Source organism: Methylomonas methanica (assembly GCF_001644035.1).
Classification (GTDB): domain Bacteria; phylum Pseudomonadota; class Gammaproteobacteria; order Methylococcales; family Methylomonadaceae; genus Methylomonas; species Methylomonas methanica_A.
The window spans coordinates 1-18,060 of the sequence record NZ_LUUG01000089.1 but is presented as its reverse complement, the minus strand read 5'-3'; the positions used below and the strand labels follow the sequence as shown (position 1 = coordinate 18,060).

Sequence of the window (18,060 nt, the reverse complement as noted above, 5' to 3'; positions counted from 1 at the left end):
CCTATGTGCTCGATGGTTTGCTGTATCACGAATCGGATTTACGTATCGAAGAGCATTACACCGATACCGCTGGTTTTACCGATCATGTCTTCGCGCTCATGCATTTGCTGGGATTTCGCTTTGCGCCCCGCATTCGCGATTTGAAGGATACCAAGCTATATATACCGAAAAACGGCCAAGATTACCCAGCGTTGCAGAGCATGATCGGCGGCAACTTGAATATCAAAAGCATCCAAACGCATTGGGACGAGATACTACGGCTTGCGACATCGATCAAACAAGGCACTGTCACCGCGTCGTTGATGCTGCGAAAACTGGGCAGTTACCCACGGCAGAATGGGCTGGCTGTGGCTTTGCGCGAACTGGGCCGTATCGAGCGCACCTTGTTCATTCTGGATTGGTTGCAAAACGTAGAACTGCGCCGGCGTGTCCACGCGGGACTGAATAAGGGCGAGGCCCGTAACGCTTTGGCCCGAGCGGTATTCTTTAATCGTCTGGGAGAAATACGAGATCGCAGTTTCGAACAACAGCGCTATCGTGCCAGCGGCCTCAATTTGGTAACGGCGGCCATCGTGTTATGGAACACGGTCTATCTGGAAAGGGCTGTCGAAAAACTGCGGGAATTGGACAAGCCTATTGATGATGCGCTACTGCAATACTTGTCGCCGTTGGGTTGGGAGCACATCAATCTGACTGGCGATTACATTTGGCGGCAGAGCCGAAAGATTGAAGAGGGGCAATTCAGACCGCTACGAACCAATGAAAAGTCTTAGCGTACTATTTTTTCCGAATTCTGTGGCTACCCCCGGAACAGGTTTTCGAGAATCGCCCGGCTTTTTATCGCCGAACAGCGTTTGGTAAAGTTTGCCATCATCCAGAGCCTGGAGATCGGCCCAACTCAATTGTTTGTTGACCAATTGGGCGTTAACCGCTTTAGCGGTATTGGGTGAAATGCGGCAGGTGCGGCCAATGGATCGCATCGAAAGGTCTGGGTCTGCCAACAGTCGAATCACTTGGCGCAACGTGGTTATGGATATTTTCATTGTCTTTCCTGACGCCGGGGCGTACGAAATCCTCCGCCCGGCGCGATGTATTAAAAAATGGGTGTAAGAACAGACGGCCGACTTGACGCCGGCCTGGATTAGATCGACAATGAAATCGTCATGAGTATCTGAATTTCTTGACGGTTTCTTGAAAAGCCCGAGGTTGCCGCCTTGGGCTTTTTTCGTTCTAAGTCTGCGAATTTAATGCGACTACTCAGTTACGTCATTTGATGTCTCCAGGTCTTTATTTGTTTGCGGGATAGCTAAGCGCTGTTCGGCCAGCCAACGCGCAACATCCTGCGTCAGCGCAAACCGGCCACGCCGGCCTTCGATTTCGAATTCCACCACCGGTATCCGCTGCCGCAATCGCGCTTGGCGGTAAGCCGCTGGATTGGTAAATCCCAACAGCTTCCATAGATCGCGACTTGCCAAGAGCGGGCCGTACAGACGAGTCAATATCTCCTGCAATTCCTGTACTAATGGCTCGATTGGCTCGGGTTGTGTCATGTCACGTTCGGTAGCAATTTTTGATGCGCCATAGAGTAACTGATGTACGCTATCCGCGAAACAGGAGAGATTGAGCAAACTTTTACCCTAAAATGGCAACAATAAGTCAATTAAAACAATCATGTATCAATTTTCGCCTCGACGACGCGAAAAAAGCGATACTTCAACCAATTGCCGATAATCCCTACAATCGCCGTTTGATCAACCGCCTAAGAACCCAGTATTGGTATGTCGGTCTTCAGCAGAAAGCCCAATTAGCCACCGCCTACCAATTGGAAAAGCATTTCGAACCCCAAGATAAGACCAAGGATGGCATACCGTTACCTGCAAAAAACAAGTGGAGTAAATACCAAGCCGGTAAACACAAGCCCGGTGCCGCGTTGATTGCCTTGGTGGATGCCAAGGCACCGGGCTCCGCCCGAGACATCAATCATCCGCTCTGGGAAGTGCTACGTCTGGGTAATCAGGTTCTACCGAAAATCGATAATTGGCTGGAAAAGTTGGAGCCACAGGTACAAGCGATTGTGTATCGATCCGCGAAAGACGGCGGCATTAGCGCCGCTAAGCACCGCCAACCTTACTCGTCGTCAGTGAGCCGCCGGTTGCTCAAATTAGCGAGTCTCGATACGTTGACGGCCTTAGTGCTGTATTGGCGTGAATCCAAGCAACAGGGCAATCATGTCCACAACCGCTGGCTAGCCCAAGACATTTACCGAATGTTACTGATGATGGGGAGGAATTTCCTGTCACGCCGGATTGGAGAAGAATTGTATGTGGTGTTTGTGGCGCAAATCTTTTGCCAAACCGATTGGGGAGATAGGCGGTTCTTGGTCAACTCCGTTCATTACCTTTGGGCTATTGAATTGCTGAATACTGCCCTCTATCAAGTGCCGGCATTAAAACCTTTCGCCTCATGGGCCAACCGTCGCCGAGCTATGTACCTACTGTTGCAAGGCCAATACGGGTTTGACGTGCCGCTTGGCCTGGGTGTAGTACTCGCACCCAATTGGCGATACGGACCACCGACCGAACAACAATGGAAAACCTGGCAATCGGATTTTATGGAATGGCAATGGGGTTGGATACACCTGTGCCAAGAAACCAAAAGCTCCTATGGTGAGGATTGGCTTTGGAAAGAGTTGGAGAAGGAAATTCAGAGTGGGCGATGACCGACTAACGGTTGGACTGCGCCTGTGACGATATGACGCAGTTCAGATGTTAGGTCGTAAACTATACTCCGTCGCGGGCTAAGCTCGTTGCCCGCAAACTGAAGTACATTTTGGAGTTATTTTTTAGGAGTGTAATGGTATGCTTACAAAATAAATTGGCAGGAAAATTCTTCTCAGTTTAGGCTTAATGGCACTGATGCAGCCTGTACTGGCTCAGACAGGGTCTGTGGCGGCCACCGTTCAGCTTATACCGGCATCAGAAATTATGTCAGCTCCAATGGGAGCACCATCTGACCCTGTTGAAAGTTTAGGTATTGTCCCACTTGCCACCGGTGGCGCTTGGGCAAATAGCGCCGGAGGTCCGACGCTATATAGCAAAGGGATCTATTACTATCTTCAACTGAATCCAGTTGGTAGTATTCCTGCTACAGCTACCATTACATCCGTGGTTTGGTCTTGGGGGCTATCCCGCTATCCGACCGGCTTGATAGTCTACCTGTGCCACGATACAACAAGTGCTTGTATAAATGTAACCAGTACTGGAAGTGGCTCTACTTCAAGCTTCAATGGACGTCTTGCGAACAAAAAAATGATTTATGCGTTCGGAGTCGCAGGTTCTGGCTCGGTATCTCCGCCTGCTTATGGTCAAGTCGATCAGGTCATTGTGAACTACGAATATTAAGTATGATATAACCGCCTTTATATTAAAAATATAAAGGCGGTTTTTAGAATCATCATGTAAATTTTAAATATTGGCTATATTTATCAAGGCCCGTTTTTAATTGGTAATCTTCCGGCAAATTTTTATTAAACTGCATAATCTTGTTAAATATATCCGCGTCACTAGCTCCACTGCCTTTCATTTCAGTATAAATCTGAATTCGCTGGTCCCTAATTTTATCTGCTTCATTTTCAAAGCTCTTGACGTGTTGAGAATATGCGGACATGGCCGATGTGTCACTTAGGCTAGGCAAATCATTTAAATCTACAAGCTCAAAATCTCTAGAGTATGTATATACGTTAGCCATCTCCTTTGCAAATTCTGGGTCACTATTTACTCGATCAAAGATGAGCTTAACGCCATCTGATGTTGTGGCATTTGAGTCGTTTAAAGCCTTATATGCGGAGCCACTTATTTGTACGCTATCACCGCTACTCGCAGTATTACCAGCGATGATATTGTTGGCTGAGTTAGATTGATAATTGCGGGCAACGGATGAGGTGCCGTAAGTCGGGTGCGTATTCGATGTCGTATTTACAAACATGCTCTATCTCCTTGTTAAACGGTAATTCAAACATTCAAAATCAGTTTTTAAATTGTAAGCATAATTTGTGCCAGCGAATTTTGACAGTTTTATGGCGTTCTGATGGCCTTTTCGGTATCGGCTTGCCGCTACTCGAAGCTAGCACCAATAATAAGCGGCAATATTTTGCCGCCGTTACGTACGGCTTTAAGTGGCTGATTTCTCCAGATTCTCATGTGCAAGTTGGTTCAATTAGTGTGCAGCACGTAACACACAAGCCGCGCAACTCACATGACCTTGGGTGTGCAAGTGGAAGGTTTTTTCGCATCTGATGTTACAGCTCTTAGAAACACCCCCACGGGCGTGGGGAAGACGGCATGTTTTCGTATTGCCGTGATTCGTTGCGGGAAACACCCCCACGGGCGTGGGGAAGACTAAATCTGCACCTGGCGCAACATCACGGGCTTGGAAACACCCCCACGGGCGTGGGGAAGACTATGTCGGTAGTTATCTAGTAACGCTACCTCCAGAAACACCCCCACGGGCGTGGGGAAGACCGACAGGTACCGGGAAGACAGCAACTGCTATTAGAAACACCCCCACGGGCGTGGGGAAGACGCATCCGTTGTTTGTGCGGGGGCGTGTGTATGGGAAACACCCCCACGGGCGTGGGGAAGACGCAGACGACAATGTCTTGTCCAGATAACTGACAGAAACACCCCCACGGGCGTGGGGAAGACTGAATTGCAGCTCGGTATGGGGGAGCGTAAGGATTCCTTCGTAAATGAGTAACATCCCTGATTTTGATTACATCTGGAACATCACACCGTAGTCAATCGGTTCCAAATCCCGCTCCCGAAGCTCGTATTTGCCGAAACGATTGGCGTGATGTGTGCGAAATGGACTAAACGCAGCGGCCAATTCTGGCGTTAGTTTCATTCCCTCAGCTTCAAGCTCTTTGAACGCCTGCGTCATCGTATGACAGTTGTGGAAAATCATCAGATTGGCAATCAGGTGATTGTACTTGATTATCTTCAACTGATCCTCGCGCACATTTTCCTCGATGGTGTCCGATCCGAAATAGGCCCACTGAGCAAAGTTGTTGAATCCTTCGCACTTGTTTTGTGCCGCCTGGATAACCTGGCGTAGCGCGTCGTCGCAGATATATTCCAGCAGGAATATGGTGCGGACGACCCGGCCCAACTCGCGAAAGGCGAAATACAGTTTGTTTTTCCGGCTTGCAGTGCCGAGTTTGCGCAAGATGGTCGATGGTTGAATACGACCGGCACGAATCGACTGCGCCACTTGCAGCATGTCCGGCAAATGGCAGGCAATCAAATCCCAATCGATGGCATCCTTGGTAAACAGGTCATCAATGTGTTTATACACTTCGTCCGCGCTCGGGCGAAACCATTTCAAATCTTTCCAATTGCGAATACGAGGCATCAGTTTGATGCCCAGCAAAAAAGCCAAGCCATATACCGGTGCGCTTTGCGCCTGGGTATCGCCATGTAAAGTATCGGGCTGAATATCCGAATTGTTTTTTGTCAGCCCATCCAGGATATACACGGCTTCCCAAACACCGCAGGGAATAAAATGCGAAAACAGCGCAATATAGGTATCGCTGACATGGTAATAAGCAATGCCGCCATAACCGCCGTAACGGATATGCCGTTCCGACAGTAAATTATTTTCGTACAGATTCCATTGCGTACCGTCTGCCGCCGCGCGTTTTGTATCCCCCCAATACCGTGGCAGTTGAAATTGATTATACGCATTGATGGTTGTTGAGATAGCGGCCTCCAGTTTCTCCGTCGTGACTTGGCGTTGATTGACGAATGACACTTGCCGGGCACTGACATCGGCAATATTCTTGGAAATTTGTGTTGGCCCTAAACCTGTGCCATAGGCAAACACCGTCAGAATCTTGCGCCGGTCTTCCTCCAGTAACTTGCCTTTGTGACCGCTCAACGGGCCAAAATGCTTACCCCATCCAATCCATTGCATGGTATCGGTAAGCACGTCCAACAACGATAGACCCATGCTATCGAGTTTTCGCCTTAGCGCATCATCCATCTCCTTGAAGCCTGGCGGAATCTCCTTTTGATTTTTGCGGCCAAGTTTCGGCCTGCCATTGATGATATTGAAATAAGCATTTTCCTGATAAGACTCGTCAGCTTGCTGCGCCGCCTCTGTCAGTAGGGTGCGAACATGCTCGATAAATGCCTCACTCTCAACCGGCAAGCCCACCTTCTCGCCATAATCCGCGCGAGTGCGTTCGCATTCCTCCATCGGCACCAACTCATTCCGGTGATCTGAATACGCATCGCTGCCGATCACGCAAAGGTCGCCCGATTTTAGTTCCCTAACCATTTGCAAACAGACGCATGCCTCGAACTGGCGGCGGTTGATTCGGGTCGGAACCGCATCGCGCTTGATTTCGCCCGTCACCAACTTCCACCATTTTTCTGGAATCCAGTCCAGATCGTTATCAATTAATGTTATGTTGCCTTTGCCATTAAGCGATAGCCACGCGATTTGCCGATGGCTGTTCTCCAACATAAAAGCCAGCGACCGCTCAAAACTGGCATCCTGACTGGTGGATTCAAGCTTTAGCTTGCTCAAAATCCGTAACATTTCCGCCCGCCGTGGCTTGAAGAACTGCCAGACAAAACGGAATTCGTTCTTCCCGCCATATTCCGCATGTAAACGCGAGAATTCACATAAATCCGGGCGAGCCGTCACCGCCTGGCGAACGCCTTTTAATTGTTCGTCTGCCGATTGGCTGGAATTTAAAAGTGTTTCCAGCATCGCAAACCGGCGCAAAATCTCATCGGTTTTTTCTTGGTTGTCTTCCAGGTATTCTTCAAGTGCTTCTTCGGCGCTGTGCAACGCTCGCTTCATCTGTCTGCAAAAGATATTGCACAGATCATCGATCACAATCGCCAGACGTTGCTGAATCACGGCCAAGGTAACGGCGTAGCGTTTAGCGGCCACCATAGCCATCATGCTGGCAGCATCCAGACTATTGCCTTCCAGCGCCCATTGTTTGATTTTGATGACCGGCATGGTTTTTAACAGGTCTGTGTGGGAAGCCAACTCGGTCAGCCGGTCATAGCGCTCGATCAAATCGCGCATGCCGTCTATCGTAGGTTTGGCGGCATCTTGCTTGATGTCGTTCCAAGGACTCACCCGGCGCGGGTCATCACCCACGACGAAGAGCTTGTCGAGATAAATCCGGCCAGCATCGCCAAGGGCATCGTGAATTTGCGTGTGCAGCGCCTGATTCGTTGCAATCCGTTCGACGCGAGCTTCCCGTAGCAAGGTATCGAATGCCGGCAACTCGTAACGATGACGTACCAAGGTTTCGATACCGATATTGATAATATCAATGACATCTTCCTTGGTCAGCGCCGCTTCGGCAAAAGTTTGTCGCATCAGTGCCTTGCCATCGTCGCCGAATGGTTTGACCGCTAAAAATTCACGCACCACCGACAAGTGTTTGCGCCTGGCCTGGGAAACATCATACAGCCGCAAATTCTCCCGATCATAGGGTTCGCCCATGCTAGAGGCGACATGCTCGGCAATGGCGTTCGGCACTTGCTCTGAAGTGACAAAATAACCCAGTCGTTGATAGGTTTTTAACAGTAGAGCAAATCCCAAGCGCGTGGTGCTTGAGCGAGTGGAAGTCTCGCAATAGACCCGTTCAGCATCCGTCACTGTATAGAAACGTTCCAATTCCGATTGGACAAGTCGGCTTTTGAATCGGGGATAGGCGGTATCGCTGGGTTGCAAAGCTGAAAACCGGGAATGGATTTAGTACAAGAAAAACGTCCGTTTATCTGATGGATAAAGTCATACAATAATCGAGGCGGAAAATCACAAGAAAACCCATTGAGAAAATCAAAGCAATATTGTACCTTTGCCTTTATCTTTTCTTGCACTATTTGTTGATCATTATGTTGGTGGGCTATATTCGGGTTTCCAAAAGTGATGGTAGCCAAACATTGGAACCCCAACGGGATGCCTTATTAGATGCCGGTGTTGAAGAGAACCGTATTTATGAAGACCTGGCTTCCGGTCGTAAAGATGACAGACCGGGACTTAATGCTTGCCTTAAAGCCCTACAACCGGGAAATACATTAGTGGTCTGGAAATTAGATCGACTTGGCCGTGATTTGAAACATTTGGTCACAACCATCGACGAGCTCAGAAAGCGTAATGTGGGCCTAAAGGTGTTGGCCGGTGCCGGGGCTCAGATTGACACCACCACAGCGAACGGTCGCTTGTTTTTCGGAATATTTGCCGCGCTGGCCGAATTTGAGCGGGAGCTGATCGCTGAACGTACCCGTGCCGGACTTACGGCAGCCAGGGCGCGGGGACGAAAAGGCGGACGACCGCGCAAGATGGACCGGCCAACCTTGATGATGGCGATGTCGGCGTTGTCCGACCCTAAAGCCAATGCGTCCGATGTGGCCAAAAGACTTGGGATCACGACTACAACACTTTATATGTATGTCAACGGCGATGGATCGTTAAAAGAGGCGGGTCGATCCATTATGGAATAAATTGGTTTTTGACAAACCCCGTCGCGCACAAGAACCAGTTGATTTTGAATCCTAGGCAGACGCGAAGGCGGGCCAAGGGCGATAAGCCGGAGCCCGCCGCCACGCAAGCGGCGGACAAGGCTAAGGGGTTTGTGTGGAATCCGCACCCCAACAAGGACGATTTGATTTGACGGGTGGCCGGTCGGTGCAAAGACCGTAGGGCGGATGCCCGCAAGGTGATCCGCCAAAAAACGCCCGAAAAACCAACACCGTTAAACCGAACCGGATAGTCCGAACGCTTCTGGTACAGCTAGCCGTATGACATTTGGCGGAACCGCGATGCGTTCCGCCTTACGGCCTTGTGCTGTACCACGAGAAGCGGCAGCGTCAGTTACAGGCTAAATACGGCGTCAGCGCCGGTCAAGACTTCGACAACCTCGCCGAAGACACATCTCTTTTACTGATAAAAAAAGAAGCGTTACAGCGTGAAATAGCGGCGATGGAACGGGAAAAACACAGCGCTTGGGGCAAGACGCGGCAGCAACTGATCAAGGGCTTTCGGCGGCTGATAGCCCTGTCGGCAAGGTTAAAACCTTGACGGTGAATAGAGGGCTTGGGCAGTCCATGCGCATGTAGGACCGTAGCAATCGGCGGAACCTTTGAACGGTTCCGCCTGACAGTCTTGAATTAGATTTATGGGGTTTATAACATTTTCCGCAATCGCTCCACTTCAGCAATAAGCCTTGGTATATCTTGACGAGCATGAGCAATAAAATCATGATCCGCAACGCTCGCACCAGGAGTCAGATAAATATCTTCACCACCAGTTTGGATAAAACTATCTCCACCCAAAAAATCCCTACCTTCTACGTACGCTTTCCAAGGTTGAGGCGTAGCTTGTTCGCTTCGCATTTTAATAGCTAAAAGCTCTTCGTCGGTTAATAGATCATTACTTTGCGTACTCATAGAAAACCTATTACCTTGGGTTTGGATTTGGAATTGTTGGAGTAAACAGTCGCTGCGCAGCTTCTGGGGTAATCCCAATCATTTCGGGATGATATGGGTTGTTACGTGTTGGATCAGGAATAACATCACCACCAGCGTCTTGAATATATCCAACTGTAGTAACGCCAATTTGACCATTTGGAACCCATTGGCGTTGGCTCAACTCTTGAACACTTGTATTTGGAAAACTTTGTACAGAAACCCCATTAAGTAAGCCATTCTGGTCAAGAGTGACGCCACTACCGGTGGCAAATCTATCAGCCGTACACATTCCGCCACGAACGACTTTTTGAGGGTTTCTATATCTTGAGTCGCTGGTTACTAATGAGCTTACGTCTGCAACTATTGCAGCCCTGCCTATAGCGGATGTTGTCGCCGATACGGCTGTTGCAACAGCGGCATCACATGCAGGATTAGCTGCACACGCAGCAAGTATTGCTGGAACAAATAACCCTTGGGGATCGGTGTAACGAAGAGGATTGTTGAGCGCGTAGGTGTAGGTATTAACGCCCCCAGCCAACCCAATCGGATCACTCTGCCGATAGCGCCCAATATCCGGATCGTGATAGCGCTGCAGATTGTAATGCAAACCCGTCTCTGCATCGAAATATTGGCCTGGGAATCGGAGGTTATTGGTGACGTTTTGCGTGCCGACGGAGGCTTTGCCGAACGGGTCATAACTGGCTTGCCATGCGATGGATTGCCCGTTATCTGTCAGCACTGTGGGCGTGCCAAGATGATCGGTATGGGCAAAATATATCGATGCATCAGCTGCTGCGTTCAAGTCGGCATCTGGCCCTGGTTGCCGACCGAGCAGGCTCTTCAAAATACTGAAATCAGTCGGGTCAACAATGCCGTTACCGTTAATATCCAGGTTAGGACCGTAGGGCGTTTTCGCGATAGCAAAACGCCGGGTGGTTTCGAGGTTTTGGCGGATTGTCGCTACCGCTCCGAATCCGCCTTACGGCCTTTATGTTTGATATAGGCCGGCCCGGAAAGTGCGCGGCCCAGAGCCGTTAGCGACACCGAGACGCCTTTCAAGCCGGCCTCTACGGTAGCCATGAGCGATTTAAGCCGGGTTCGATGAAGCTCAGGAAGTGCCTGTTTGATCAAATGATGGAGTAAACTGATGGTCGACATAGGGCCTCCACGGCGAAGCTGAAAGATTTCGAATTTCAGCAATTAGACCCAAAAAAAACCAACTTTTCGATCAATTTTTAGCTATAGCAAATTGTTTTATATGGCTATTTTGTGGGGATACCTCAGGGCCTGACCCCATTCCGCTCCGGACTGGCTCCTAGGCTATGTTATTTGCCGATACCATGCTCCCAAAACATGTTCCAAATTACCGAGGTTTTCAGTGCTATTTGGTAAACCGTGAGGACAATAAATCATTACTCTGTCTTCAACATGAGTGGAAAAGACGACACAACCACCTTCTGTATAAATTGTGTAGTCGATAAAGCTGTCCTCATTTTTAGGGCTATTTCCGCTTAGAAGATGATCTGCAAAACTCGCAGCACTCCTTCCATTAAATAAAATCCATCGAAAAGGCCAGCTACTAAGCAAAACAAGTAGCGAAACCGTCAAAACTATTGTTACCCTCAAAAGATTGCTTTTCATGATCATGGCCCAGGATTGACAATGAGTTTAACGCCGCCATTGTTATAGTTATTTTGAAATAAATTATTAAGGGCATCGTAGGTTGATTGATCTGTAACCATACATGCAAGTGAAGTACCCTGGTTGGTGCCATTACGACCTGGTTGAATCTGGGCTCCTTTCGTTACTGAGCCATCTGGATAACGAATAGACCGTAGGGCGTTTTCGCGATAGCAAAACGCCGGGTGGTTTCGAGGTTTTGGCGGATTGTCGCTACCGCTCCGAATCCGCCTTACAACATGCGATTCATCCGCCGTGGCCATACGGCCTTATTGCCTACCCACCTTTTCTTGCATCGCCGCTCTAATGTCTTCTTCAGTGTGAAGGTATTCTCCCGGCGCATCCATGGTATCGATCCCATAGAGATACATTACAGAATCCCAAATACGTCTCTTTTCTTCCGCTGGCACAAAGGTCAACGTACCCAATTCGGATGCAAGTACTAATGAATAAGCCCAACGGTCTGCGGCTTCTCTCGTCATCCGACCTTCCAACACATCAACGAAGATTGATCTTACTGATTCCAAAGTAACGTCCATTTACCAACTCCCCGTGTAGTTTCCATTACGGTCAAACTGGTAGTGTTGCTTGGAACCGTTATTCAATTCTGGACGGACTTGCCGGACGTTACCGCTGTAATCAAGGGTTTCATGCCACCCACGAGAACCACCGGTTGCTGGATCGAACTCATGGACGTAGCGACGACCGGCCATTTCTCCGGCTTTATTAGCAGTCTGCAGTTCGCCATAATATCTAATCCGACCATTCTCCAACTCTTTGACACCAGCTTGCCCATACTTCTCGGTATAGCCAAGATGTCTTGAGAGATCGGCGGCTTGCCTCGCGCTTTCAGCTCCACTCTTTGCAACCCTAGAAGCAGTTCCTAATCCAGTGACTCCGGGGGTAATAGCACCAACGAAATCAAGGCCAAGTGCAGTTAAATTGGAATTTCTTTCGCATGCACCATCAGTAGCCAATTTGTACAAGTCATAGGCAATAAAACCTATGTCGGCTAAGGTGTCGATGATAAGACCGGATGAGTCTGTGTAATTTAGCGGGTTGTTACTAACATAGCTGTAGGTATTAATCCCCCCACTCAACCCAATCGGATCACTTTGCCGATAGCGACCAATAGCCGGATCGTAATACCGCTGCATATTGTAATGCAAGCCGGTTTCCTGATCGTAGTATTGGCCGGGGAAGCGGATGTTATTGGTGACGGTTTGCGTCGTGATGCGGGCTTTGCCGAAGGGTTCGTAGTCGGCTTGCCAGACGATGTTTTGCCCGCTATCGGTCAGGACGGTGGGCGTACCCAGATGGTCGGTGTGGGCAAAATATATCGATGCATCAGCTGCTGCGTTCATGTCGGCACCCGGCCCTGGCTGCCGACCGAGTAGGCTCTTCAAAATACTGAAATCAGTCGGGTCAACAATGCCGTTACCGTTAATATCCAGGTTAGGATCTTGGCTACCTAAGCGGGATTTAAGTAAACTGAAATCACTCGGATCGACGATGCCGTTGTTATTAAAGTCCGCATCGCACCGATTTCCGAAGCCGTCGTTGTCGGTATCGCGCTGGTCGGGGTTGGCGATTGTCCGGCAGTTGTCATGCTTGTCGATTACGCCATCGCCGTCCTGATCAGGCGCTGGTGTTGCCAAGGCAATGAGGCGGTTGTTGAGATAGAGGTATTCTTTTATTGGATTGCCGTTGATGCCGGTTTCGGCAATCAGTTGCCCCTCTTGATTGTAGTGGTAGTGTGTCGTCGCGCTTGGCGTGGTCTTTTTCAGCCGTTCGCCGAAGGCATTGTAGGTGTATTCAGCCACGTTGCCGCCGCTGTTGCTGACAGCACTCAACCGATTATGGTCGTTGTAATGATATTGGTAATGTCCATCCGCTGTGACGTTGCCTACGGCGTCGTAACTGTAGTTGCGCTGCGGCGTGGACTGTAACTGGTCATTCGCTAAGTTGTAGACATAGCTATCCGTTTGGTTATTGCGGGTGATAGCCGTGCGGTTGCCGACGGCGTCCAGCGTATAATCGGTTTGCGTTGCACCGAGAGCGTGCGATAGACGGCTTAGGGCGTCGTAGGCGTAGGTTTTGTCGTTGGCGGCATTATTGACGTCGCGTATGCCAATGATGTTATCGGTCAGATCATAACGATAGCCGTGGACCAGGGTTTGCCCTTGCGTCCTTTCCAGCGGCAGGTAGTCCAAGTTGAGCTGTTGGCTTTGGGTTAAGCCGTTACTCAAGCTAAGTCGGGTTTGCGGTCCGAACGGTGCGTACTCGATGTTATCGGCCAGGGTTTGCGTGCCGTTGACGCCGTTTGTGCTTAGCGATGTAGCACGGCCATTGGCATCGTAGGCGATGTCGAGTTGCCGGCCCGTGGGATATTGGGTATGGACGAGCGCATCGTCGGCGTTATAGGCGTAGGCGGTGGTATAGGTTCTGCCGTCGAGTTGTATTTGCTGACTGCTTAGGTTGCCGCGACGATCGTGAGCGTATAGGGTTTCGCTACTGCCATCGGTGATGGAGGACAGGCGTCCGATACTGTTGTGTGTAGTGACTGCACTGTCGTAGAGATAGAGGGTATCCAACGCATTGTCGGCGTAATCCTGTAAAGTCAGGCGATTCAGCGCGTCATGCTGATAGGCGACGGGTTGTCCGCGTGCATCGGTCTTTTGCGCCAGATTGCCGGCACTGTCGTAAGCGTATTGAGTCACACCGGCATTGGGACTGTTCAGTTGCAGCAGGTCGCCGAGGCCATTGTAGCTGTAGGCAGTGCTGTGATTGTTGGCGTCGGTGACTTGTACCAGCCTGTCCAGGGTGTCGTAGTCGTAGTCGGTTTGACCGTTGAGCGCGTCGGTGCTGCGAATCAATCGGTCCAGGCTGTCGTATTGCTGCTGGTTGCTGTGGCCTGCGGCGTCGGTGACTTGGGTCAGGTTGCCGTTGGCATCGTAGGTGTACTGGGTGGTTTGGTTGTAGCCGCCGATGTCCTGGGCCAGCCGGTTTAAAGCGTCGTAGACTCGGCTGTGGGTTTTAACGACGGTGCCGTTGGCATCCAGAATGTCTTCCTGAATGCGGTTGCCCATGGTATCCAGTGTGTAATGGATTTTGCCGCCCAAAGCGTCGGTAATGTCGGTCAGGCGGTGGGCTGCGTCGTAGGTAAAGTTGTGATACACGCCGGTGGGCCGGGTCAGTTTGATCAGATTGCCGACCGGGTCGTAATCGTAAACCGTGGTGTTGCCGTCGACGGTTTTGTGGATCAGGCGGCCGCGCGGGTCGTAGGCAAAACTGATCACCAGTCCGTTGGGGTCGGTTAGGCTGAGCAGCCGCCCATTGGCGTCGTATTGGGTAAAGGTAGTGACGTGACCTAAGGCATTGACGATCGTGGCCAGGTCGCCGGGTTTATGGTCGGCGCTGCTGTCGGCGTAATAGGTGTAGGTCGTAACGTCGTTGACGTCGGTGCGCGGGCCGTCGGCGGTCAGGATCTGGCCCAGGTTGTTGTAGCTGTAGGACCAGGTGCGGCTTTGGCCCGAGGCGGTGTCGGTGAGGGTTTTGCTGAGCAGGTTGCCGTGGCTGTCGTAACCGAATGTAGTCCGGCGGCCGGCTTCGTCAATTTGGATCGGCAGGCGGTAATCGGTATGCCACTGGGTGGCGATTTTGCGGATACTGTCAGTGCCGGGTGGCGTATAAGACGCTAGATCGGAAGGACAGGCCGCACCGGCAGGCAGGCCTTCGACGCGGACGGTTTCCAGATTGCGATTCAGGTCGTAGGCGTAGCAGCTTAGGTTGCCGTTGAAGTCGGTACGGCTAGCGACGTTGCCATTAGCATCGTACGTGATATGGCTGGCCGAGGCGGCGCAGCCGGAACCAGCGGGTTGGCTTTGGCCAACATTATGCTTGAAGCCTAAAATCGTCTGATGCAGGAATGTGCGCGGTTGTCCCAACGCATCGGTAATCGTCGTGCTGCCATCTGCGTTATAGGCCAGTTGATGCAAATCGCTGCCGTTAGCATGTTCAGTCCCGATACCTCGTCCCTGTGCATCGTAACGATAGCTCGCATAGCGGCTACCGTTTTCATCCAAGATACCGGTCAATGCATAAGGCAAGTTGGTATTGGATGTATAGTCTTGCTCGTTATAGAGATACTGCCGGCCGGGATTGCCGGGTACTGCAACCGGCGGCGTGACTTGCATAAGGCGACCAACCGAATCGTAACTGTAGGTATACCCGTTGCCGTTCGGGTCGGTGACGCTTGCTAACCGGTTTTTGCTGTCGTAACTAAAACTCAAACGCCTTTGCGAGGTCCGATCGGTTACGCCACTTAATCTACCGCCTTCGTCGTAACTGAGATCCTGGCTCATTCCACCCAGATCAACCAAAGTGATCAAGCGCCCATTGTTATCATAATATTCAAAACTGTTGTCTTCGCTTATATACAGATGCCAACCGGTGATGCTGCCGCCTGTATCAGTACTAGCGGAAAAGCGGTCCGTGATATCGGCGTCCGACACCCAGGTACTGCCCGATTTGCTAAATCGGTAGGCTTGTCCGCTCGGCCTGATAATATAAGCCTCGGTCTTGGCGCTATTGAAATAAAGTTCGCGTTCATAATTGTGGCGCCACGATTTTCCTAGCGCATGCACATCGCTGTACGCACTGTTGTAATAGCGGATAAATTGCAGCGGAAAACGGCCGCCGCCTTGATAGTCCAGTTCTTGCTGAAATTTGTTGCCTGTTGCATCGTTTACCGGATTGGTGCCGTTACAGATCTCCGGTTCCCCTGCGTTCTTCTGTTCGATTGGCGGTGCCGGTTGGTAATACACCACCATGCTATCCGAGGCAGAGCAACCGTTGACGCTGCCGGAAACCGATAACGTGTTGGCACCTTTTTGCAACGTGACTGAAGCAGCACCTGAACCTAGTAAATTGATCAATGTGGTAAAAGTACCGCTCTGACTGAAAAACGGCACCCCGTTGAGGTAGGCAGTCACTTGGCCTTGATCGCCCGAATTGGCGGTACCGGAACCTGTACCCGATACCCCGACTTGCGCTGTACTGACAGTACTTCCGCGTGCTGGAGAGGTGAATTGTAGCGAACAGGCCTGAACACGGTGATTTAAAGTTAAACCTAGCAACAAGATCATGCCGATTTGATACCACCGTCGCCCTGCAATAATGGGTAATAGGCTCAGTTTGCGAACAGTGATATTCAAGAAAACGCGTTGGTTAAGGCATAATTTCGTAAACAGGTTCATAGAATCCCTCTGAACATAGTGATGTTAATCTTGCCACAGGTGACGGAATGGACTATTAGCCGCGTTTACGCGAATATGACTCACCGGCTAACTCAATGGACATTCAGACCTGGGCGATTATTACATGCAGCCATTCTCAATCTCTAACAATGATCATTTTCTCATTGGCTGCTAACGCACCAAGTAATGCGTCCAGAAAGCCTAGCATAAAATAATAAAGACGTATTGGCGCTATACGGACATTGGCTGAGATAACCTATTTGAGCATTTGGATTAAAGTCCAAAGGCAGTAAGTCTTTGAACAAATAAAGTTATTCAGGCAAATGGGCGCTGGTAAAGCAACTGTTAAATTTAATCCACTTTGGAATAAAATTTTCGATGTTACTCATTTACGAAGGAATCCTTACGGTTCCCCCGTTTGTTCGAGAAGGCGATACGGTCGTCGTGCATAGCATGGACCGCTTGGCGAGAAATCTGGATGACTTACGGCGCTTGGTTCAGCAATTAACCAAACGCGGCGTGCGCATCGAGTTCGTCAAGGAATGCTTGACTTTCACTGGCGAAGATTCGCCGATGGCCAATTTATTGCTTTCTGTCATGGGGGCGTTTGCCGAGTTCGAACGGGCGCTGATCCGCGAACGGCAGCGCGAAGGCATTGCGCTGGCCAAACAGCGCGGCGCTTACCGGGGGCGCAAGAAAGCACTATCGACTGAGCAGGTAGCAGAGTTACAAAGCCGGGCCAGCGCCGGCGAGCAGAAAGCCAAGTTGGCCCGCGAGTATGGCATTAGCCGCGAAACCCTATACCAATATTTGAAGACCACTGAGTAATCATGTCCAGGCGCTTGGTTTTGTCCGCTATGGAACGAGGCAGTTTGCTGGCCTTGCCTGATACTCAAGACGACCTGATTCGCCATTACACTTTCAATGAATCCGACTGGGCTCTGATTCGACAGCGCCGGGGCGATGCCAATCGCCTTGGTTTCGCGGTGCAGCTTTGCCTGCTGCGCTACCCTGGTTACGCTTTAGCTGCGAATGCAACTGTAGCGGAATCGGTAATCCACTGGATCGCCGGCCAAATCAAGACCGATCCCGGCGCTTGGCGAAAATACGGCGAGCGCGATGAAACGCGGCGCGAACATTTCCAGGAACTGCGCGGCTATCTTGGAGTATCGGCCTTCGGATTATCCGATTTCCGGTTTCTGGTGAAAACACTGGCCGATCTCGCCATGCAAACCGATAAAGGTGTAGTGTTAGCGGCTCATGCTTTGGAAGCATTGCGCCAACGCAAAGTGATTCTACCGACGCTTACCGTGATTGAGCGAGCCTGTGCCGAAGCTATCACCCGCGCGAATCGCAGCATCTACCGGGCGTTGGCCCAGCCGCTCACGGCGTTGCATCGACAACGGCTCGACGAACTGCTGAAAATCAAGCCGGATTCCAACACGACTTGGCTGGTTTGGCTACGTCAATCGTCTTTGAAGCCCAATTCCCGCTATATGCTGGAACACATCGAGCGGCTGAAAACCTTTCAGGCCATTGCCTTGCCGGACGGCATTGGTCGGCACATTCACCAGAACCGGCTATTAAAAATCGCGCGCGAAGGTGGGCAAATGACGCCGCAGGAC

16 protein-coding genes, 1 pseudogene and 1 CRISPR repeat array are annotated in these 18,060 nt (G+C 50.6%); of the genes and pseudogenes, 7 read left to right on the top strand and 10 right to left on the bottom strand.

Annotation, left to right across the window (positions count from 1 at the left end):
* On the top strand, positions 1 to 773 hold a 773-nt coding region (locus A1332_RS16440), incomplete at its 5' end, for a Tn3 family transposase (RefSeq protein WP_157204032.1).
* Here the strand turns inward: A1332_RS16440 and A1332_RS16435 are convergent.
* Entirely contained in the window at positions 750 to 1,043 is a 294-nt protein-coding gene (locus A1332_RS16435; RefSeq protein WP_064009526.1) for a hypothetical protein, read from the bottom strand. The genes A1332_RS16440 and A1332_RS16435 overlap by 24 nt on opposite strands.
* A 210-nt stretch (positions 1,044 to 1,253) precedes the next feature.
* Positions 1,254 to 1,550 carry a hypothetical protein gene (locus tag A1332_RS16430; RefSeq protein ID WP_064009525.1) on the bottom strand — a complete coding sequence of 99 codons (297 nt, stop codon included), beginning with the start codon at positions 1,548 to 1,550 and terminating at the stop codon, positions 1,254 to 1,256.
* Between the two features lie 92 nt (positions 1,551 to 1,642).
* On the opposite strand from A1332_RS16430, the gene A1332_RS16425 reads away from it, so the two are divergent.
* Complete coding sequence (locus A1332_RS16425) at positions 1,643 to 2,719, top strand: hypothetical protein (protein ID WP_064009524.1); 1,077 nt, start codon at positions 1,643 to 1,645, stop codon at positions 2,717 to 2,719.
* A 187-nt stretch (positions 2,720 to 2,906) separates the two neighbouring features.
* Entirely contained in the window at positions 2,907 to 3,401 is a 495-nt protein-coding gene (locus tag A1332_RS24930) for a flagellar protein FlhE (RefSeq protein ID WP_082879736.1), read from the top strand.
* Between the two features lie 52 nt (positions 3,402 to 3,453).
* On the opposite strand, the gene A1332_RS16420 is transcribed toward A1332_RS24930, so the two are convergent.
* The gene (locus A1332_RS16420) at positions 3,454 to 3,984 is read right to left on the bottom strand and encodes a hypothetical protein (protein WP_064009523.1); all 531 of its coding nucleotides are present in this window, start codon (positions 3,982 to 3,984) and stop codon (positions 3,454 to 3,456) included.
* 325 nt (positions 3,985 to 4,309) lie between these two features.
* Positions 4,310 to 4,703: a CRISPR direct-repeat array (repeat unit 28 nt; unit sequence GAAACACCCCCACGGGCGTGGGGAAGAC).
* 67 nt (positions 4,704 to 4,770) lie between these two features.
* Complete coding sequence (locus A1332_RS16415) at positions 4,771 to 7,758, bottom strand: Tn3 family transposase (protein ID WP_064009522.1); 2,988 nt, start codon at positions 7,756 to 7,758, stop codon at positions 4,771 to 4,773.
* A gap of 164 nt (positions 7,759 to 7,922) precedes the next feature.
* Between A1332_RS16415 and A1332_RS16410 the strand changes: the two genes are divergently transcribed.
* Both A1332_RS16410 and A1332_RS16405 read left to right on the top strand, forming a co-directional pair.
* Positions 7,923 to 8,531 (top strand): recombinase family protein, encoded by a 609-nt coding sequence (locus tag A1332_RS16410; RefSeq protein WP_064009529.1) that lies wholly within the window; start codon positions 7,923 to 7,925, stop codon positions 8,529 to 8,531.
* 304 nt (positions 8,532 to 8,835) lie between these two features.
* The gene (locus tag A1332_RS16405) at positions 8,836 to 9,108 is read left to right on the top strand and encodes a hypothetical protein (protein WP_157204031.1); all 273 of its coding nucleotides are present in this window, start codon (positions 8,836 to 8,838) and stop codon (positions 9,106 to 9,108) included.
* A 104-nt stretch (positions 9,109 to 9,212) separates the two neighbouring features.
* Here the strand turns inward: A1332_RS16405 and A1332_RS16400 are convergent, their stop codons facing one another.
* From A1332_RS16400 to A1332_RS16385, 6 genes are all read right to left on the bottom strand, one after another.
* On the bottom strand, positions 9,213 to 9,476 hold the full coding sequence (locus A1332_RS16400; protein WP_064009528.1) for a hypothetical protein: 264 nt from the start codon (positions 9,474 to 9,476) through the stop codon (positions 9,213 to 9,215).
* Positions 9,477 to 9,486: 10 nt separating this feature from the next.
* Complete coding sequence (locus A1332_RS24925; protein ID WP_231890328.1) at positions 9,487 to 10,299, bottom strand: RHS repeat-associated core domain-containing protein; 813 nt, start codon at positions 10,297 to 10,299, stop codon at positions 9,487 to 9,489.
* Positions 10,300 to 10,457: 158 nt separating this feature from the next.
* Positions 10,458 to 10,655, bottom strand: a complete 198-nt coding sequence (locus tag A1332_RS24920; protein ID WP_082879734.1) for a hypothetical protein — start codon at positions 10,653 to 10,655, stop codon at positions 10,458 to 10,460.
* A 162-nt stretch (positions 10,656 to 10,817) separates the two neighbouring features.
* Complete coding sequence (locus A1332_RS25375; protein ID WP_157204030.1) at positions 10,818 to 11,138, bottom strand: hypothetical protein; 321 nt, start codon at positions 11,136 to 11,138, stop codon at positions 10,818 to 10,820.
* Positions 11,139 to 11,446: 308 nt separating this feature from the next.
* Positions 11,447 to 11,716: a hypothetical protein gene (locus A1332_RS16390; protein WP_064009519.1), complete on the bottom strand. Its 270-nt coding sequence runs from the start codon at positions 11,714 to 11,716 to the stop codon at positions 11,447 to 11,449.
* Entirely contained in the window at positions 11,717 to 16,393 is a 4,677-nt protein-coding gene (locus tag A1332_RS16385) for an RHS repeat-associated core domain-containing protein (RefSeq protein ID WP_197491486.1), read from the bottom strand. It lies immediately after the preceding gene.
* A 459-nt stretch (positions 16,394 to 16,852) separates the two neighbouring features.
* Between A1332_RS16385 and A1332_RS16380 the strand changes: the two are divergent.
* Both A1332_RS16380 and A1332_RS16375 read left to right on the top strand, forming a co-directional pair.
* Positions 16,853 to 17,263: pseudogene (locus A1332_RS16380) on the top strand (recombinase family protein); the annotation flags it as partial.
* Between the two features lie 2 nt (positions 17,264 to 17,265).
* Positions 17,266 to 18,060, top strand: a 795-nt coding sequence (locus tag A1332_RS16375; RefSeq protein WP_157204029.1) for a DUF4158 domain-containing protein, incomplete at its 3' end; no start/stop codon positions are given.

What these genes read in the sequence shown, in the direction of transcription:
- A1332_RS16435 (WP_064009526.1), bottom strand. Translation starts at nt 1,043, where the DNA reads ATGAAAATATCCATAACCACGTTGCGCCAAGTGATTCGACTGTTGGCA.
- A1332_RS16430 (WP_064009525.1), bottom strand. Translation starts at nt 1,550, where the DNA reads ATGACACAACCCGAGCCAATCGAGCCATTAGTACAGGAATTGCAGGAG.
- A1332_RS16425 (WP_064009524.1), top strand. Translation starts at nt 1,643, where the DNA reads ATGGCAACAATAAGTCAATTAAAACAATCATGTATCAATTTTCGCCTC.
- A1332_RS24930 (WP_082879736.1), top strand. Translation starts at nt 2,907, where the DNA reads ATGGCACTGATGCAGCCTGTACTGGCTCAGACAGGGTCTGTGGCGGCC.
- A1332_RS16420 (WP_064009523.1), bottom strand. Translation starts at nt 3,984, where the DNA reads ATGTTTGTAAATACGACATCGAATACGCACCCGACTTACGGCACCTCA.
- A1332_RS16410 (WP_064009529.1), top strand. Translation starts at nt 7,923, where the DNA reads ATGTTGGTGGGCTATATTCGGGTTTCCAAAAGTGATGGTAGCCAAACA.
- A1332_RS16400 (WP_064009528.1), bottom strand. Translation starts at nt 9,476, where the DNA reads ATGAGTACGCAAAGTAATGATCTATTAACCGACGAAGAGCTTTTAGCT.
- A1332_RS24920 (WP_082879734.1), bottom strand. Translation starts at nt 10,655, where the DNA reads ATGTCGACCATCAGTTTACTCCATCATTTGATCAAACAGGCACTTCCT.
- A1332_RS25375 (WP_157204030.1), bottom strand. Translation starts at nt 11,138, where the DNA reads ATGAAAAGCAATCTTTTGAGGGTAACAATAGTTTTGACGGTTTCGCTA.
- A1332_RS16390 (WP_064009519.1), bottom strand. Translation starts at nt 11,716, where the DNA reads ATGGACGTTACTTTGGAATCAGTAAGATCAATCTTCGTTGATGTGTTG.